This is a genomic window from Streptomyces enissocaesilis (genome assembly GCF_039533765.1).
Taxonomy (GTDB): Bacteria; Actinomycetota; Actinomycetes; order Streptomycetales; family Streptomycetaceae; genus Streptomyces; species Streptomyces enissocaesilis.
The window spans coordinates 111,322-128,441 of sequence record NZ_BAAAUD010000010.1 but is presented as its reverse complement, the minus strand read 5'-3'; the positions used below and the strand labels follow the sequence as shown (position 1 = coordinate 128,441).

The 17,120-nt window shown below is 71.4% G+C and carries 22 protein-coding genes; 11 read left to right on the top strand and 11 right to left on the bottom strand.

Annotated features, from left to right (window positions below; genetic code table 11):
• The first annotated feature begins 1 nt into the window (after position 1).
• The 3 genes from recX (at position 2) to ABD374_RS03870 (ending at position 1,224) form a co-directional block, all read left to right on the top strand.
• Positions 2-607, top strand: coding sequence for a recombination regulator RecX (recX, locus tag ABD374_RS03880; RefSeq protein WP_425577120.1), 606 nt, complete (start codon positions 2-4; stop codon positions 605-607).
• Positions 608-754: 147 nt separating this feature from the next.
• The gene (locus ABD374_RS03875) at positions 755-973 is read left to right on the top strand and encodes a hypothetical protein (protein ID WP_344490599.1); all 219 of its coding nucleotides are present in this window, start codon (positions 755-757) and stop codon (positions 971-973) included.
• A complete protein-coding gene (locus ABD374_RS03870; RefSeq protein ID WP_344490596.1) occupies positions 961-1,224 on the top strand; it encodes a hypothetical protein in 264 nt (87 codons plus the stop codon). Before ABD374_RS03875 ends, ABD374_RS03870 begins: the two co-directional genes overlap by 13 nt.
• Positions 1,225-1,297: 73 nt before the next feature.
• Here the strand turns inward: ABD374_RS03870 and ABD374_RS03865 are convergent, their stop codons facing one another.
• The 8 genes from ABD374_RS03865 to ABD374_RS03830 all read right to left on the bottom strand — a co-directional run bounded on the left by ABD374_RS03865 (position 1,298) and on the right by ABD374_RS03830 (position 7,708).
• Positions 1,298-1,687: a rhodanese-like domain-containing protein gene (locus tag ABD374_RS03865; protein ID WP_344490593.1), complete on the bottom strand. Its 390-nt coding sequence runs from the start codon at positions 1,685-1,687 to the stop codon at positions 1,298-1,300.
• Positions 1,684-2,235, bottom strand: coding sequence for a cupin domain-containing protein (locus ABD374_RS03860; RefSeq protein WP_344490590.1), 552 nt, complete (start codon positions 2,233-2,235; stop codon positions 1,684-1,686). The genes ABD374_RS03865 and ABD374_RS03860 overlap by 4 nt, the downstream gene beginning before the upstream one ends.
• A 78-nt stretch (positions 2,236-2,313) precedes the next feature.
• Positions 2,314-2,385, bottom strand: coding sequence for a putative leader peptide (locus tag ABD374_RS03855; RefSeq protein WP_344490683.1), 72 nt, complete (start codon positions 2,383-2,385; stop codon positions 2,314-2,316).
• 47 nt (positions 2,386-2,432) lie between these two features.
• Entirely contained in the window at positions 2,433-4,109 is a 1,677-nt protein-coding gene (locus ABD374_RS03850) for an FAD-dependent monooxygenase (RefSeq protein ID WP_344490587.1), read from the bottom strand.
• 143 nt (positions 4,110-4,252) lie between these two features.
• Positions 4,253-5,218, bottom strand: a complete 966-nt coding sequence (locus ABD374_RS03845) for an amino acid ABC transporter permease (protein WP_344490584.1) — start codon at positions 5,216-5,218, stop codon at positions 4,253-4,255.
• Positions 5,215-5,862 (bottom strand): amino acid ABC transporter permease, encoded by a 648-nt coding sequence (locus ABD374_RS03840; RefSeq protein WP_344490581.1) that lies wholly within the window; start codon positions 5,860-5,862, stop codon positions 5,215-5,217. The genes ABD374_RS03845 and ABD374_RS03840 overlap by 4 nt, the downstream gene beginning before the upstream one ends.
• A gap of 111 nt (positions 5,863-5,973) precedes the next feature.
• Complete coding sequence (locus ABD374_RS03835) at positions 5,974-6,888, bottom strand: glutamate ABC transporter substrate-binding protein (RefSeq protein ID WP_344490578.1); 915 nt, start codon at positions 6,886-6,888, stop codon at positions 5,974-5,976.
• A 34-nt stretch (positions 6,889-6,922) separates the two neighbouring features.
• Entirely contained in the window at positions 6,923-7,708 is a 786-nt protein-coding gene (locus tag ABD374_RS03830; RefSeq protein WP_344490576.1) for an amino acid ABC transporter ATP-binding protein, read from the bottom strand.
• Positions 7,709-7,966: 258 nt separating this feature from the next.
• On the opposite strand from ABD374_RS03830, the gene ABD374_RS03825 reads away from it, so the two are divergent.
• Together ABD374_RS03825 and ABD374_RS03820 are read left to right on the top strand one after the other, a co-directional pair.
• The gene (locus ABD374_RS03825) at positions 7,967-8,677 is read left to right on the top strand and encodes a response regulator transcription factor (RefSeq protein ID WP_344490573.1); all 711 of its coding nucleotides are present in this window, start codon (positions 7,967-7,969) and stop codon (positions 8,675-8,677) included.
• Between the two features lie 6 nt (positions 8,678-8,683).
• Positions 8,684-10,078, top strand: coding sequence for a sensor histidine kinase (locus tag ABD374_RS03820; RefSeq protein WP_344490570.1), 1,395 nt, complete (start codon positions 8,684-8,686; stop codon positions 10,076-10,078).
• A 36-nt stretch (positions 10,079-10,114) separates the two neighbouring features.
• On the opposite strand, the gene ABD374_RS03815 is transcribed toward ABD374_RS03820, so the two are convergent.
• Positions 10,115-11,110 (bottom strand): TAXI family TRAP transporter solute-binding subunit, encoded by a 996-nt coding sequence (locus ABD374_RS03815; RefSeq protein ID WP_344490567.1) that lies wholly within the window; start codon positions 11,108-11,110, stop codon positions 10,115-10,117.
• 70 nt (positions 11,111-11,180) lie between these two features.
• Between ABD374_RS03815 and miaB the strand changes: the two genes are divergently transcribed.
• Genes miaB through ABD374_RS03800 form a run of 3 tightly spaced genes read left to right on the top strand, consistent with a single transcriptional unit; the run spans position 11,181 to position 13,776 of the window.
• Positions 11,181-12,665 carry a tRNA (N6-isopentenyl adenosine(37)-C2)-methylthiotransferase MiaB gene (miaB, locus tag ABD374_RS03810; protein WP_344490564.1) on the top strand — a complete coding sequence of 495 codons (1,485 nt, stop codon included), beginning with the start codon at positions 11,181-11,183 and terminating at the stop codon, positions 12,663-12,665.
• Positions 12,666-12,701: 36 nt separating this feature from the next.
• Complete coding sequence (locus ABD374_RS03805; protein WP_344490561.1) at positions 12,702-13,013, top strand: hypothetical protein; 312 nt, start codon at positions 12,702-12,704, stop codon at positions 13,011-13,013.
• Between the two features lie 10 nt (positions 13,014-13,023).
• On the top strand, positions 13,024-13,776 hold the full coding sequence (locus ABD374_RS03800; protein ID WP_344490558.1) for a class III extradiol dioxygenase subunit B-like domain-containing protein: 753 nt from the start codon (positions 13,024-13,026) through the stop codon (positions 13,774-13,776).
• A gap of 109 nt (positions 13,777-13,885) precedes the next feature.
• Here ABD374_RS03800 and ABD374_RS03795 read toward each other — a convergent pair whose 3' ends face one another.
• Positions 13,886-14,161 (bottom strand): antitoxin, encoded by a 276-nt coding sequence (locus ABD374_RS03795; RefSeq protein ID WP_344490555.1) that lies wholly within the window; start codon positions 14,159-14,161, stop codon positions 13,886-13,888.
• 24 nt (positions 14,162-14,185) lie between these two features.
• Positions 14,186-14,437, bottom strand: coding sequence for a hypothetical protein (locus tag ABD374_RS03790; RefSeq protein ID WP_344490552.1), 252 nt, complete (start codon positions 14,435-14,437; stop codon positions 14,186-14,188).
• Positions 14,438-14,620: 183 nt separating this feature from the next.
• Between ABD374_RS03790 and miaA the strand changes: the two genes are divergently transcribed.
• From miaA to dapF, 3 genes are all read left to right on the top strand, one after another.
• Entirely contained in the window at positions 14,621-15,559 is a 939-nt protein-coding gene (miaA, locus tag ABD374_RS03785) for a tRNA (adenosine(37)-N6)-dimethylallyltransferase MiaA (RefSeq protein ID WP_344490549.1), read from the top strand.
• Between the two features lie 107 nt (positions 15,560-15,666).
• Entirely contained in the window at positions 15,667-16,125 is a 459-nt protein-coding gene (locus ABD374_RS03780; protein WP_344490680.1) for a hypothetical protein, read from the top strand.
• Between the two features lie 34 nt (positions 16,126-16,159).
• Positions 16,160-17,038, top strand: coding sequence for a diaminopimelate epimerase (gene dapF / locus ABD374_RS03775; RefSeq protein ID WP_344490546.1), 879 nt, complete (start codon positions 16,160-16,162; stop codon positions 17,036-17,038).
• Positions 17,039-17,120 lie beyond the last annotated feature (82 nt).

The following is a 17,120-nucleotide window of genomic DNA, read 5'->3' as shown; positions in this document are numbered from 1 at the left end:
CGTGACCCGGAGGACGGACTGGCCGGGAAGCGCGAGCGAAGGTATGGACGCCGAGGACAGCGGCAGCCCCGACCCGCCGAGGGCCGGCAAGGGGCTGCCGCCCCAGGACCCCGGTGAGCAGGCGCGGGCCATCTGCCTGCGGCTGCTCACCGGGACCGCGCGCACCCGCAAACAGCTCGCCGACGCACTCCACAAGCGGGGCATCCCGGACGAGGTGTCGGACGAGGTGCTGTCCCGTTTCGAGGAGGTCGGACTCATCGACGACGCGGCCTTCGCGGACGCCTGGGTGGAGTCCCGCCACCACGGCCGGGGCCTCGCCCGGCGGGCGCTCGCGCGGGAGCTGCGGAACAAGGGCGTGGACCCCACGCTGATCGACGACGCGGTGGGGCAGCTCGACTCCGACCAGGAGGAGGAGAGAGCCCGCGAGCTCGTGGCCCGCAAACTCCGCTCGACCCGGGGACTGGAGCGCGACCGCCGGCTGCGCCGCCTCGCCGGCATGCTGGCCCGCAAGGGCTACCCCGAGGGCATGGCCCTGCGGGTGGTCAGACGCGCCCTGGAGGAAGAAGGCGAGGCCGCGGACGACGACCTGGGCTACGACCCGCTCTAGCCAGGGCGGCACACCATGACGGGCCGGCCCGGGCCGGACACCTCCGGGCACCGGTTCCGCGGCCCCGCGGGCAGGGGGCAACCCCCGGTCGAAGACGCAGGTCCGCTCCAGTGCACCCCCCATGGGTGCACAGGAGGGTATGTGGGCATGGCACAGGACCCCGGCGGTACCGGATCGCCGGCATCGAGGCCCCTGCCGCCACCCGCCCCTGCCCCCGTCGGCGACCTGCGCCGTCAGACCTCCCTCTTCTTCTCCTCCGGGGATGCCGCCCGCCCCGGCCGGATCACCGCCATCGGCGTCGTGCCCGGAAAGGGAACGGGCCCCGGTCGGCTGAAGGAGGCTCTTGCCACGGCGTGGTCCTGCTGATCGGCGCCGTCCTCGGCACCGGTATCGCGCTGGCCGTCCTGACCGCGTTCAGTGTCGGCACGACGGGCGCCGCCGTCCCCGCCGTGCACCCGCTGGTGTACGCGACCGCGGCCGGCGCGGCAGGGCTCCTCGCGCTGGTGACGACGGCTCTCCCGGGCCGGGTGGCGCTCAGGTTCCGCCCGGCGGAGGTGGCCACCGCCAAGCAGCGGAGTACAGCAGCGAAGCACAGCAGGAATGAAGCCCGGCAGTGAACACAGCAACGCGGTGAGGGGCGTCCTCCAGGAAGGGCGCCCCTCACCGCGCTCTCCTCACGCGGCGGCCTCCTCACGTGGCGACGGGCAGCCCCGCCGCTCGCCACGCCTGGAACCCGCCGACGAGGTCCGTCGCCCGGTGCAGCCCCAACTGCCGCAGCGAGGCGGCCGCCAGACTCGACGCGTACCCCTCGTTGCAGATCACCACCACCCGCAGATCATGACCGGTGGCCTCCGGAGCCCGGTGGCTGCCCTGCGGATCGAGCCGCCACTCCAGCTCGTTGCGCTCGACGACCAGCGCCCCGGGAATCAGCCCGTCCCGCTCGCGCAGCGCGGCGTACCGGATGTCCACCAGCAGCGCACCGGCCGCGGCGGCGTCGTACGCCTCCTGCGGCCCGATCCGGTCGAGCCCTTCGCGCACCCGCTCCAGCAGTTCGTCGATGCCGGTACGTCCGCTGCTCACTGCCACTCCTCGGGGCGCTCGACCTGCTCCAGACGCAACATCGCTCCCGTACGGCTGTAGCGCCGCATCATCGGCAGCGGCGGGTAGTACGCGTGCACCGAGACGGCGTGCTCGTCCACCGACTCGTTCAGCACCTGGTGCACATGGTGTGCGCCGAAGGCCCGTCCGCGACCTGCCGTCAGCCGCCGCTCCCGGTCGATCCCGTCGGCGAGTTCGAGCGTTTTCCAGCCCTCCGTCGGGATGCGCGCCGCGAGCGACTCCTCCCGCAGCGTGCCCGCCGCGGTGGCGAAGGCCCCGTGCGAGCCGCCGTGGTCGTGCCAGCCGGTACCGGTGCCGGGCGGCCAGCCGATCAGCCAGGCCTCGCTGCCCCCGGGCCCGTCGAGCCGTACCCAGGTACGGCCCTCGGGATCGAGCGGAAGGGAAGCCACCAGGGAAGCGTCGGCGGCGGTACGGCGCACGAACGCGAGCAGTTCCGAGGAAGAGGGCGAAGACGCCGCGTTCCGGGGAACGCTTTCGGGCGCGCCTGGGGAACGTACGGAAAGAGACACGGGGACCGTCCTGAAGGAGTTCGCGGGAACGCGCGGCCGGGACCACAGCACGGCACAGCGCGAGGAGGGAAGGGCGAATCAGCAGGACGCAGGACACACGCAGCCCGCGTAGCGGACGAGGTCCATATGGACCCTCCGCCACAGGCGCACGTCGGTGTCGGTCACGCTCCGGAGTAGACCACGCACACCGGTGACGGTCAATTGATGTCCGCGGTCCGGCCGGCGTGCGTGGTCTTCTCGGAACCGGAGCGCCCGGGCTCCCCGGGACCCTCGGCCTCCCCGGAACGCTGCGGCCCCGGCCCGGCCTGCGCCCCCGCCGGCGCGCCCCCGCGCGCCGCGTCCGCGGCCGCGTACAGCTCCGCGGGCCGCACACCGTGGAACGCCGCGACCAGATGCCCGTCGGGCCGCACCAGCAGCACGGTGTGCGCGGTCGCCCCCGGATAGCTTTCCGCGACCAGCAGCTCCGCGCGTACCGGCAGGGCCGTCACGGCCGCGGCCAGCCGGGGCATCAGCCCCGCTGTCATCCAGTGCCGCCGGTCCCACACGCCCGTCCCCGGCGCGACCAGCACCACCAGCTGCCGTCCGCGCCCCAGCCGGTCCCGCAGCCGCACCGTGGTGCCGTCGGGCGCGGTCGCCCGCACGTCCGCCACCGGCCCGCCCAGGGGCGTGCCGACGAGCGTCTGCGCCTCGGTGTGCAGGGGCGTGAGCGGGGAGTGCGTGTACTCGGGTGGCGCTCCCAGTGCCCCGCGTCCCAGGTGCCCGCCCGTGAGCAGGGTGTCGTGCCCGCGCGCGGTACCGGAAAGGTACGTCCGCAGTCCGCTGCCCCGCAGTACGGGCAGTGCCTGGTCGGCGGCGCGCAGGCGCGCGGCGACCGCGGTGCGCCGCTCGGCCTGGTAGCTGTCGAGCAGCGTCTCCGACGCCCCCAGGTGCCAGGCCTGGGCCAGCTTCCAGGCCAGGTTGTCGATGTCCCGCAACCCCTCGTCGAGGCCCTGCGTGCCGAGCGCGCCGAGCAGATGGGCGGAGTCCCCGGCGAGGAACGCCCGCCCCACCCGCCACCTGCGGGCCAGCCGGTGGTGGACGGTGTACACGCCGGTGTCGATGAGTTCGTACGGAGGTGTCTCGCCGCACCAGCCGCCCAGCGTGTCCCGGATCCGCGCCAGCAGGGCCTCGGGAGTGACGAGCTCGCCGCGCGACGGCAGCAGCCAGTCGAGCCGCCACACACCGCCGGGCAGCGGGCGGGCGGTCACTTCCTGCCCGCCGGTCCGCCACGGCGGCATGCGGTGCAGCAACGCCTCGTCCGGCCAGGGCAGTTCCGTACGCAGCGCGGCGACGGCATGCCGCTCGACCGACGTACGTCCCGGGAAGCGGATGTCGAGGAGCTTGCGCACCGTCGACCGCGCTCCGTCGCAGCCGACCAGGAAGCTGCCGCGCCACGAGGTGGCCCCGGGTTCGCGTGTGTGCGCGGTGACGCCGCCGTCGTCCTGCTCGATGGTGTCGAGACGTCCGTGCGGCACGGTGCGCACCAGCTCGTGCGCCGTGACGGCGTCCCGCAGCCCGCGCGTCAGGTCGTGCTGGGGAAGATGCACCGGGGAGGGCGGACCACCGTCGTCGCCGAAAACGATCCGCCTGACCTCCTGATGGCGCCGCAGGGACCGCCATCCGGCCCAGCGCGCCCCGTCGTCACGGACCGTGGCGCAGCCGAGCCGTTCGAGCAGCTCCGCGGTGTCCGGCCGCAGGACGGCCGTACGGGCCGTGCGGGGCTCGTCCTTGCCCGCCCCCTCGTCGAGCACGACGGAGGGCACGCCCTGGCCGGCGAGAGCCAGGGAGAGGGCCAGTCCGACAGGACCGGCCCCGACGACGATCACCGGGTCCACGGCGCGCCCCCTCCCGTCCGTACGGACATGCGGGAAGCGGCAGGTGGAACCCGGTGCACGATCACAGAACGTATGCAACCCACTGCGGGTGCTTGCGTCAAGTGACAGAGGCAGCGGCGCGGGGGCCGCTGCCTCACATTTCGTCAGTTCTTCTTGCCGTCGGGCCCTTCGGTACCTCCGGCCCCGCCTTCCCTGTGCGGTCCGAGCGGCCCGCCACCGGCGTCGAGCACCCCGGGCGCCTCCAGCGGTTCGGCGGCGGCGGCCGGCGCGATGCCGGTCTTGGCCCGGCGGCCGCGCTTCTCGACCCAGGTGGCGAGCGAGGAGAGCGCCAGGCACATCGCGACGTAGATCGCTCCGAACACGATGACCACCGGGACGTACGGATAGTCGTCATTGACGATGGTGTTGTTGGCCAGTCTCCGGGCCACGAACAGCAGCTCCGCGTACGTGATGATGTAACCGAGCGAGGTGTCCTTCAGGGTCACCACGAGCTGGCTGATGATCGTCGGCAGCATGGAGCGGACGGCCTGCGGGATCAGCAGCATCGTCATGACCTGCGACTTGCGCAGACCCAGCGCGTACGCCGCCTCGACCTGCCCCTTGGGCACGGCGTTGACGCCGGCCCGGAGCACTTCGGCCTGCACACACGCGTTGTAGACCGTCAGGCCGACGACCAGGGCCCAGAAGGCCGAGCTCTCGCCGACGAAACCGAGGTTGTCCTTGTACGTCAGGAACACGACCCACAGCGCGTAAATGGTGATCAGCAGCGGGATGGCGCGGAACAGCTCGATGAAGCCGGTCGCCAGCGCGCTCACCGGACGGTGGTCGGAGAGCCGCGCCACGGCCAGCACGACGCCGAGGACCAGTGACAGCACCGCCGCCACGGCGAACACCTGGAGGGTGGAGAGGATGCCGTCGCGGATGCTGGTCCGGACTCCGGCGTAGTTGAAGATGTCCCACATCTCGGGCGCCAGGTGCCCGCCGTCCGCGAGGCGGTAGACCGCGAACGCGATCAGGCCGAGGACCCAGAGGGAACCGACGACGGTGTAGACGCGGTTGCGGACCCGGGCCTTGGGACCAGGGGCGTCGTACAGGACGGTCGAACTCATCGTGCGACCTCCATGCGCCGCTCGAGCAGCCGGAAGAGACCGCTGATGGTGAAGGTGATGACCAGGTAGGCGAGAGCCACGAACAGGAAGATCGGGGCGATGGCGAAGCCCTTGTCGCTCAGCAGCTTCTGCACACCGAAGAGCTCGGTGACGCTGAACGCTCCCGCGATCGCCGAGTTCTTGGTGAGCGCGATGAAGATGCTGCTCAGCGGCGGGATCACGGTGCGGGTGGCCTGCGGAAGGACGATCATGCGCAGCGTCTGGAAGAACGACATGCCCAGGGAACGGGCGGCCTCGGCCTGGCCGAGCGGCACCGTGCTGATGCCGGACCTGACGGCCTCGCAGACGAACGCGGAAGTGTAGAAGCCGAGCGCCAGAAGGGCCTTGACCCACGGGTTCATGCCGCTGCCGAAGACGGCGGGCACCACGAACCAGACGACGAGGAACAGCAGCGTCAGCGGAGTGTTGCGGAAGAGCGTGACCCAGGCGGCGCCGAAGAACCGCAGGGGCGGTACGGGAGAGACGCGGAAACCGGCCATCACGACGCCCAGCACCATCGCGAGCAGTGCACTGGCGGCGGTCAGCAGCACGGTTCCTATGAAACCGTCACGGAACTCCGGCAAGTGGTCGAGCAATACATTCACGGGGAAGTCCTCGTGGGCGGCAGCGGACGGGCAGGGGACACCGCGCCCCGTACGCTCCCCTCAAGCGCGTACGGGGCCCGGAAAGTCACCACCGGAGACAGGCGGCGGTTGTCAGTAGCGCTCGAGCGCCGGCGGCTCGGTGAACGCGGAGCCGGACAGGCCGAGCGTCGCGTCGTACGCCTTCTTGTAGTCGCCGTTCTTGATGTGCGTCTCCAGCGACTTGGTGACCGCCTCGCGCAGCGCCTTGTCGCCCTTGCTCATGCCGATGCCGTACGGCTCCTTGGTGAACGGCTTGCCGACCACCTTGAGCTTCGTCGGACGCTGCGCGGCGTAGCCCTTGAGGATCGCGTCGTCGGTGGTGACCGCGTCGACCTCGTTGTTGACGAGCTGCTGCACGCACTCGGAGTACTTCGAGAGCTCGACGGTCTTCGCGCCGTACTTCGGCTTCTTGATCTCCTGGAGCGGCGTGGAGCCGACGATCGAGCAGACCTTCTTGCCCTTGAGGGTCTCGGGCCCGGTGATCGCGCTGTCCTCCTTGCGGACCAGGAGGTCGGCGCCCGCCATGAAGTACGGACCGGCGAAGCCGACCTGCTTCTTGCGCTCGTCGTTGATCGTGTACGTACCGACGTAGAGGTCGATGTCACCCTTCGAGATGGTCGTCTCGCGGACACCGGAGTCGACCGTCTTGAAAGTGATCTGGTCGGGCGAGAAGCCGAGGTCGGCGGCGACCATCTTGGCGATCTCGATGTCGAAGCCGGAACGCTTGCCGTCGGTGTCCTCGAACCCGAGGTACGGCTGGTCGTTCTTGGCGCCGAAGGTGATCTTGCCGGCCTTCTGGGCCTTCTTCAGGACCGGCGAGTCGATCTTGACGTCCTTGGCGACCGTGTACGTCGGAAGCTTGGGGGCGTCCTTGCCGCCGGCCGGGGCCTTCGGCTTGTCGCCGGCGGTCCCGGACTCACCGCCGCAGGCGGTCGCGGTCAGGGCGAGCACAGCAATGGCGACAGCGGCAGTTTTGCGGAGCTTCATCGTGAACATCCCTTATGTCGTAAGTCGTGAATCGTCAGTGGTGAAGGATCTTCGACAGGAAGTCCTTGGCCCGGTCGCTGCGCGGATTGCTGAAGAACTGGTCGGGCGTGGCCTCTTCGACGATCCGGCCGTCCGCCATGAAGACGACGCGGTTGGCGGCCGAGCGCGCGAAGCCCATCTCGTGGGTGACGACCACCATCGTCATGCCGTCGCGTGCCAGCTGCTGCATGGCTTCCAGCACCTCGTTGATCATCTCGGGGTCGAGCGCCGAAGTGGGCTCGTCGAAGAGCATGACCTTGGGGTCCATGGCCAGCGCCCGCGCGATCGCGACACGCTGCTGCTGACCGCCGGAGAGCTGCGCCGGGTACTTGTCCGCCTGCGAGCCGACGCCCACCCGGTCGAGCAGTTCCCGTGCCTTCTTCTCGGCCGCGGCCTTGTCCGCCTTGCGGACCTTGATCTGGCCCAGCGTCACGTTCTCCAGCACCGTCTTGTGCGCGAAGAGGTTGAACGACTGGAAGACCATGCCGACGTCGGCCCGCAGCCGGGCGAGTTCCTTGCCCTCCTGGGGCAGCGGCCTTCCGTCGATCGTGATCGCACCGGAGTCGATCGTCTCCAGGCGGTTGATGGTGCGGCACAGCGTGGACTTTCCGGACCCGGAGGGTCCGATGACGACCACGACCTCGCCACGGGCGATGGTCAGATCGATGTCCTGGAGCACATGCAGCGCGCCGAAGTGCTTGTTGACGTTGCTCAGCACGACCAGGTCGTCGGCTGCGGGCGCAGCGTCATCGGCGGCCTTGGTCACTGAAACTCCGCTCATCGGCTTCTTGCTCCGTCCTCCTCGGTTGGGAGGACCCTAGTCAGCCGCTACGACCAGCGTCATTACATCTGAGCTGAAATTGAGCATAACGATCCGGCTGCAACCGGACACTCCGCGTGAACGGGACTCCGGGTGGGGATACCGGCTCCATAACGGAACATGCCCGTGACGGGAAGGGTCTTGACTGGAACGTGACGCATCGGCGTTTATGCCCTGAGGCCAATTCACGAAGATTTCACCGGAGGAGGGGGGCCGGCCATGAGACTGCTGCTCGTCGAGGACGACAACCACGTCGCGGCGGCCCTCTCCGCCATCCTCGTCCGGCACGGGTTCCAGGTCGTCCACGCCCGCAGCGGCGAAGAGGCGCTCCAGGCGCTCCTGCCGGCCGAGAAGGAGCCCTTCGGCGTCGTGCTGCTCGACCTCGGACTGCCCGACCAGGACGGCTACGAGGTCTGCGGCAAGATCCGCAAGCGCGGTGACACCCCGGTGATCATGGTGACCGCGCGGGCCGACGTGCGCTCCCGCATCCACGGCCTCAACCTCGGCGCCGACGACTACGTCGTGAAGCCGTACGACACCGGCGAGCTGCTCGCCCGTATCCACGCCGTCAGCAGGCGCAAGGCGACGGGGGACGCGCCGGTGTCCGCCACGGCCGCCGACACCGCCCTGCGACTCGGCGGCGTACGCATCGAGCTGCCCACGCGCCGCGTCAGCGTCGACGGCACCGAGGTGCAGCTGACCCGCAAGGAATTCGACCTGCTCGCCCTCCTCGCGCAGCGCCCCGGTGTCGTCTTCCGCCGGGAGCAGATCATCAGCGAGGTCTGGCGTACGAGCTGGGAGGGGACCGGCCGCACCCTGGAGGTGCACGTGGCCTCGCTGCGCTCCAAGCTGCGGATGCCCGCGCTCGTCCAGACCGTGCGCGGCGTCGGCTACCGGCTCGTCGTCCCGGCCGCCGTACAGGGCCCGTAACCCCGCGTGCGCGCCCGCCTCCTCCCGCTGCTCATCGTCCTCCTCGCGGGCATCCTCCTCGCGCTGGGCTTCCCGCTCGCGGTGAGCGTGGCCGCCGCGCAGCAGCAGCGGGTGGTCGTCGACCGGATCGACGACACGGCGCGCTTCGCGGCCCTCGCCCAGTTCGTCACCGCCCGCAAGGACAGCGTCGAGGACGAGCGGCGCAGGACCCTGGAGACCGAACTCGCCAGCTACCACGGGGTGTACGGAATCCGGGCGGGGGTCTTCTACCGCGACGGCGCATCCATGGCGAGCGCCCCCGCGAACTGGTCCGTTCCCGCGGAGGGCGAGGGCCGCGACGCCTTCCAGGAGGCGCTCTACAAGCGCCGCAGCCACGATCCGGAGCAGGTCTGGCCCTGGCAGAACGGCCGGCTGTTCGTCGCCTCGCCGGTGGTCCGGGACGGTGACGTGGTCGCGGTCGTCGTCACCGACTCGCCCACGGGACAGATGCGTTCGCGGACGCTGCACGGCTGGGTGCTGATCGCGGCGGGCGAGGTCGCGGCGATGCTGGTCGCGGTCGGCGCCGCGTTCCGGCTGACCGGCTGGGTGCTCAGGCCCGTACGCATCCTGGACGCGGCCACCCACGACATAGCGACCGGCCTGATGAACTCGCGCGTCGCGGTCGCGGGCGGGCCGCCGGAACTCAGGCGCCTGGCCCGGTCGTTCAACGAGATGGCGGACAACGTCGAGGACGTGCTGGAGCAGCAGCGCGCCTTCGTCTCCGACGCCTCCCACCAGCTGCGCAACCCACTGGCCGCCCTGCTCCTGCGGATCGAGCTCCTCCACCTCGACCTGCCCGGAAACGAAGAGATCGCCTCCGTCCGCACGGAGGGCAAGCGCCTCGCACAGGTCCTGGACAGCCTGCTGGACCTGGCGTTGGCCGAACACGCCCCCGCCCACCTCCGGCTGATCGACCTCGGCGAACTGGTCACCGAGCGCGTCGCCGCCTGGCGCCCCCTCGCGGACGACAAGGGCGTACGCCTCACGTACGAAGGCCCGGCGGCCGTCACCGCCTGGGGCGACCTCGTCGCACTCTCCAGCGCCCTGGACGCGGTGATCGACAACGCCCTGAAGTTCACACCCCGGGGCGAGGGGGTCGAGGTCGCGGTCGTGCCGAACGGCAAGACCTGCACGGTCACCGTCGCGGACGGCGGCCCCGGCCTGACCGACGACGAACTGACGCGCGTCGGCGACCGCTTCTGGCGCAGCAACCGCCACCAGAACATCAAGGGCTCGGGCCTCGGCCTGTCCATCTCGCGGGCCCTGCTCCTCGCCGGCGGCGGCACCATGTCGTACGCCCGGAACACGCCCCACGGGCTGCGGGTGACCGTGACGGTCCCCCGCACGTCCCCCACCGCCTGACCGCCTGACCGCCTGACCGCCTGACCGCCTGACCGGCTACGGCTTGACCGACCGGTAGTAGCGCTGCGCGCCCTCGTGCAGCCGCAGCGGATCGGTGTAGATCGCGGTCCGCAGATCCACCAGCTGCGCCGCGTGCACCACGTTGCCGATGTGGTCCCGGCTCCTTATCACCGAGCGGGTCAGTTCCTCCGTCAGCCCGGCGTCCGTACGGTCCGTGGTCACCAGCAGATTGGCCACGGCCACCGTCGGCACGGCCACCCCGTCCTGCACCTCGGAGTACGCGTCGGCGGGCATCACGGCGAACCGGTAGTGGCGGGAGGCACCGCCCGCCGCGTGCAGCTCGTCGACCAGATCACCCAGCGGTACGAGCCGGATCGCCATCCGCTCCGACAGATCCCGCACGGCACTGGTGGGCAGGCCCCCCGACCAGAAGAAGGCGTCGATCTCGCCCTTCTCCAGCATCCGGGGCATGGTGTTGATGCCGGCGGACACCGGGACGACGTCCCGCTCGGGGTCGAGCCCGGCGGCCTCCAGCAGCCGGTTCGCCACCAGCCGTACGCCCGAGCCGTCCTGCCCCACCGCGACCCGCATGCCGCGCAGACCGGCCGCGGACCGCACCTCGGAGCCCTTCGCCACGACGAGCTGCACATAGTCGTCGTACAGCCGCGCGCAGCTGCGCAGCCGCTTCGCGCCGGGCATCCGGTCCCGCTGGTACTTCGCCACGGCGTCCGCGGTGGCGATGGTGAAATCGGCCTCCCCGCTCGCCAGCCGCGCGAGGTTCTGCTGCGACCCCTCGCTGGTCCGCAGCCGCATGTCCACCTCGGGGAGATCACGGGCGAGGGACTCGCCCAGGAGCTCGCCGTAGCGCTGGTAGACCCCGGTCGTCACACCCGTACTGAACGTGATCCTCCCGCGCGGCGAGGACTCCCCGACCGGCAGGAGCCACCACAGCAGCAGCCCGGACACCACGAGTGCGGCGGCGGCCCCCCGGAGGGCGCGGCGGCGGCTGATGCGGGGGAGGACCTGGGGCATGCGCGCGATCCTGCCAGTTCACTCCCCTCGGGGACCAGGGGGTGCCCGGCCCCGTACCCTGGTGTACGAGATGAGTGAGAAGACATACGAGGTGCGCACTTACGGGTGCCAGATGAACGTCCACGACTCCGAGCGGCTCTCGGGCCTCCTGGAGGGCGCGGGATATGTCCGGGCGCCGGAGGGCGCCGACGGTGACGCCGACGTCGTCGTCTTCAACACCTGCGCGGTGCGGGAGAACGCCGACAACAAGCTGTACGGCAACCTCGGCAGGCTCGCCCCGATGAAGACGAGGCGGCCGGGCATGCAGATCGCCGTCGGCGGCTGCCTCGCGCAGAAGGACCGCGACACCATCGTCAAGAAGGCCCCCTGGGTCGACGTGGTCTTCGGCACGCACAACATCGGCAAGCTGCCCGTGCTGCTGGAGCGCGCCCGCGTCCAGGAAGAGGCGCAGGTCGAGATCGCCGAGTCGCTGGAGGCGTTCCCGTCCACCCTGCCGACGCGCCGCGAGAGCGCGTACGCCGCCTGGGTCTCCATCTCCGTCGGGTGCAACAACACCTGCACCTTCTGCATCGTCCCGGCGCTGCGCGGCAAGGAGAAGGACCGCAGGACCGGCGACATCCTCGCCGAGATCGAGGCCCTGGTCGCCGAGGGCGTCTCCGAGATCACCCTGCTCGGCCAGAACGTCAACGCGTACGGCTCCGACATCGGTGACCGCGAGGCGTTCTCCAAGCTCCTGCGCGCCTGCGGGAAGATCGAGGGCCTGGAGCGCGTGCGCTTCACCTCGCCGCACCCGCGCGACTTCACGGACGACGTGATCGCCGCCATGGCCGAGACGCCGAACGTCATGCCGCAGCTGCACATGCCGCTCCAGTCCGGCTCGGACACGGTGCTCAGGGCGATGCGCCGCTCGTACCGCCAGGAGCGCTTCCTCGGCATCATCGAGAAGGTGCGCGCCGCGATGCCGCACGCCGCCATCTCCACCGACATCATCGTGGGCTTCCCCGGCGAGACCGAGGAGGACTTCGAGCAGACCATGCACACGGTCCGCGAGGCGCGCTTCGCGCAGGCCTTCACCTTCCAGTACTCCAAGCGCCCCGGGACCCCGGCCGCCACCATGGAGGACCAGATCCCCAAGGAGGTCGTCCAGGAGCGCTACATGCGCCTGGTCGCCCTCCAGGAGGAGATCTCCTGGGAGGAGAACAAGAAGCAGGTCGGCCGGACCGTGGACGTCATGGTCGCCGAGGGCGAGGGCCGCAAGGACGGCGCCACGCACCGCCTCTCCGGCCGCGCCCCCGACAACCGCCTCGTCCACTTCACGAAGCCCGACGAGGACGTACGCCCCGGTGACGTGGTGACGGTCGGGATCACCTACGCCGCGCCGCACCACCTGCTGGCCGAGGGCCCCTCCAAGGCGGTACGCCGCACCCGCTCGGGCGACGCCTGGGAGAAGCGCACCGCGCGGCCGCAGCAGGGGCCGGGCGTTCTGCTGGGGCTGCCGAAGATCGGCGTACCGGAGCCGCTGCCCGCGGCCACCGGAGGCTGCTCCGTCCAGTGACCGGCTGACAACCGGTCCACGCGCCGAGGGGGAGACATGGGCCGGTGGGGCCTGGTCGTCGAGGAGAACCAGGGAAGCGGCGAGGAGAAGATGTGGGCGCTCCGGGTGCTGGCCCATGTCGACGGCACCCGGGAAGAGGCTCTCGCCCGGCTGGAGAGCTGGGCGAGGACCTACCGGCCGGAGCACCCCCGCCGTCCGGGGCGCCGCCTGGTCTACCGGCAGGGCGAAGGCTTCCTGACCGTCACCGAGGGCCGCTCCCGGGACTACCACTGCCGCTTCGGCGTGCTGGAGCTGCTGTACGACAGTGAGGCCCCGGAGCCCCAGGACGGCGTTCCGCCGGGGTACTAGGCTTCCGGACATGCTTGTCGCCGCCGCCGTATGCCCCTGTCCGCCGCTCCTGGTCCCCGAGATCGCCTCCGGAGCGGCCGGGGAACTCGAGGCCGCACGGGACGCCTGCGCGGACGCTCTCGGGGTCCTCGCGGCGTCCCGCCCCGACCTGCTGGTCGTGGTCGGCCCCGAAGGCCCCGCGGGCCCCGCGGGCCCCGCGGGACAGGACGGCACCGGAACGTACCCCCGGGGAAGCGCCGGCAGCTTCCGGGGTCTCGGCGTCGGACTCGGTGTGAGTCTCGGCACGACCGCGGAGGGCGACCGGGCGGGCGCCGCAGGGCGCGGACTCCCGCAGTCCCTGGCCGTGGGCGCCTGGCTGCTCTCCCGTACGCCGTGGGCGGACGCCCCCGTGGAGGGCCTGGGGGTCGGGGAGCGGCTCGCGCGCGGCCGGTGCGCGGACGAGGGCCGGAAACTGGCCGCACGGGCGGAGCGGGTCGCCCTTCTCGTGCTCGGTGACGGCAGCGCCTGCCGGACCCTCAAAGCGCCGGGTTACCTGGACGAACGGGCCGACGGTTTCGACGCGGCAGCGGCACGGGCACTGGGCGCGGCCGACACGGCCGCCCTGCTGGCCCTGGACGAGCACGTGGCGTACGAACTCAAGGCGGCGGGGCGGGCACCCTGGCAGGTCCTCGCAGGCGCCGCCGAGGGCGCCGGTCTCGGCGGCCGGCTGCTGTACGAGGAGGCCCCGTACGGCGTCGGTTACTTCGTCGCCGCCTGGTCCTGAAGCCGGGGGAACCGCCGAGAACGCCAAGAGACACGAGCACGGCGGACGGCCGCGGAGCGATGTGCGCTCCGCGCCCGTCCTCCGTTGCCGCTCGTCAGGGCACCGCTGGTCAGGAAGCCGGAGGAGGAGGAGGCGGCGGCGCAGTGCCGGTACCGCTCGTCCCGCCGGTCCCGCCGTCCTTGTGCGCGATGCGGTCCAGGGCCTGCTTGGCCTTGCCCGTTCCCGACTCGATCTGACTGCTGTACTTGCCCTTGGTCTTGCTGTCGACCGCCTTGGCGGCCTTGCTCAGACCCTGCTCGATCCTGCCCTCGTGCTGCTGCGCGAGATCCGAGACCTTGTCCTTCGCAGGAGCGATCTTGGCCTTCAACGAATCCAGGAAACCCATGGATCACCTTCGCTCTTCGGGGGACTACTTGTGGGCGCTCTCTCCGGCCTCATTGTCCGCCGCCTCGTCCGCGGACTGCTGCTTGGGGATCTCGACGCTCTCCCCCTCGGCGGTTCCAGGAGTCCCGGCGCCCTTCTCGGTCCCGGCCGCGCCCTGCGTCCCCTCCGTCGCGGCTTCCTCCGGAGTGCCGGCCGTCAGATCTCCGGCCTGTGCCTCCTCGGGCGACGCCTCCGCGACATCCTTGGACTTGCGGCGAAACCGTGAAAAAAGGCCCATATCTGCTCCATACATTACTCGTGTGGGCGAAATTCCGCGCCCGTCCGGAGCGTCTCATTGCGTCGCCCAGGGGCACCGGTCCGTAAACCGGCGGTCGGAACCTCGCAACAGGAAACGAACCCGGCCGCGTGCCGTCACGTAACTCGTTCGGGGAGGCGCCGCGGGGTTTGCGAGACTGGGACAGTGAGAACTGCAGCTCCCGCACCGCGGGTCATCGCCGTTGTCGGCCCCACGGCAGCCGGAAAGTCCGATCTGGGCGTCGCCCTCGCCCGGCATTTCGGCGGGGAAGTCGTCAACGCCGACTCCATGCAGCTCTACCGGGGGATGGACATCGGCACCGCCAAACTGACGCCCGGGGAGCGCGGCGGGATCCCGCACCACCTCCTCGACATCTGGGACGTGACCGAGGCGGCCAGTGTCGCCGAGTACCAGAGGCTCGCCCGCGCGGAGATCGACCGGCTTCTCGCCGACGGCCGTGCACCCGTCCTCGTCGGCGGCTCGGGGCTCTACGTGCGAGGGGCCGTCGACGCACTCGAATTCCCCGGCACCGACCCGGCGGTACGGGCCCGGCTGGAGGAGGAACTGGAGCTGCGGGGGCCGGGCGCCCTGCACGCGCGCCTCGCCGCTGCCGACCCCGACGCGGGACGCGCGATCCTGCCGAGCAACGGCCGGCGCATCGTCCGCGCGCTCGAAGTGATCGAAATCACCGGCAAGCCGTTCACGGCCAATCTCCCGGGTCCCGACCCGGTGTACGACACCGTCCAGATCGGCGTCGACGTCGGCCGCCCCGAGCTCGACGAGCGCATCGCGGCGCGCGTCGACCGCATGTGGGAGGCGGGGCTCGTGGACGAGGTGCGCACCCTGGAGGCGCGGGGGCTCCGGGAGGGGCGTACGGCCGCTCGCGCCCTGGGGTACCAGCAGGTACTGGCCGCGCTGGCGGGGGAGTGCACCGAGGAGGAGGCACGCGCCGAGACCGTGCGCGCCACCAAGCGCTTCGCGCGCCGCCAGGACTCGTGGTTCCGCCGGGATCCGCGGGTGCACTGGCTGAGCGGCGCGGCCGAGGACCGCGCGGAACTCCCGCGGCGGGCGCTGGCATTGGTCGAACGAGCGGTTACAGCCTGATCACGTGATGGCATCGGGACGCTCCGCCCGTCATTCCGGTGCCCGGGCCCGTGCCATCATCAAGTTTCGATCGACCGGTGGAGTCCAAGTTGGGAGGGCGCGTGGCGATGGAAGCCGGCCCTCGTGACACAGCACAGGAAGATCCGGACCGTTTGAGCCCCGACGGGCCCGACTTGAGCCCCGACGGGCCCGACGACCAGGGTGTGGCGCCCGGGGCGGGGACGGGGCCCGAGGTCGAGGTCGAGCTGCGCCCGCAGCGGCGCCTGCGGATCTGGCAGCTCGCGCCGATCGTGGGACTCGCCGCCCTGGGCTCCCTGATGTTCGCCTTCCCCCTGGCCTTCGAGTTCGGCGACGGCGGAGCGGTCGTCGCCATGCTGGGACTGCTGATCAGCTGCTGCGCCGCGGGCTGGGGCATGATGGCCGCCCGCCGCGTGGGACACACCTGGCCCGGTCTGCCGTCCAGGGATTCGGGCAGGCGCCCCGACTGGCGGGTGATCGCCCTGTACGTCGTCGTGGGCGCCGGCCTGGTCGCGCTGGCCGTCTGGCGCGTGGCCCGTCTCCGCTGACCGCCTGTCGTACCCGCCCCGTACGATGGTCGCCGTGAGCAACCCGCCGATCGCCTTCCTCAAGGGCCACGGGACCGAGAACGACTTCGTGATCGTCCCCGACCCGGACAACCGCATCGACCTGCCCCCGTCCCTCGTCGCGAAACTGTGCGACCGCAGGGCCGGCATCGGCGGTGACGGCCTGCTGCACGTCGTACGGTCCGCCGCGCACCCCGAAGCGCGTGCGGCGGCCGAAACGGCCGAGTGGTTCATGGACTACCGCAACGCCGACGGCTCGATCGCCGAGATGTGCGGCAACGGCGTCCGCGTCTTCGCCCGCTACCTCCGGCACGCGGGCCTCGTCGGCGAGGGCGACCTGGCCGTCGCCACCCGCGGCGGCGTCAAGCGGGTGCACGTCGCCAAGGCGGACGCCGGCGGCGACATCACCGTCTCCATGGGCCGGGCCCTCCTCCCCGAGGGCGACGTCGCGGTCTCGGTGGGGGCCCGCGAATGGCCCGCCCGCAACGTGAACATGGGCAACCCGCACGCCGTCGCCTTCGTCGACGACCTGGACCACGCCGGCGACCTGTTCACCGCCCCGTCCTTCAGCCCCGCCTCCGCCTACCCGGAGGGCGTCAACGTCGAGTTCGTCGTCGACCGCGGCCCGCGCCACGTCGCGATGCGCGTGCACGAGCGCGGCTCGGGCGAGACGCGCTCCTGCGGTACGGGCGCGTGCGCCGTGGCCGTCGCCGCGGCCCGCAGGGACGGCGCCGATCCCGCCGTCACCGGCGAGCCCGTGACGTACATCGTCGACCTCCCCGGCGGGCGTCTGACGATCACCGAGCGGCCCGACGGAGCCGTCGAGATGACGGGGCCCGCCGTGATCGTCGCCGAGGGCACCGTCGACCCGCACTGGATCGCTCCGGCCCCGTAGGACCGCCAGGAAACGGCCGCCGCACCGAGCTTCGCTCGAATGGGTGATCCGGTTCACGCTGAGCGAGAGCGGGACAGCGGGG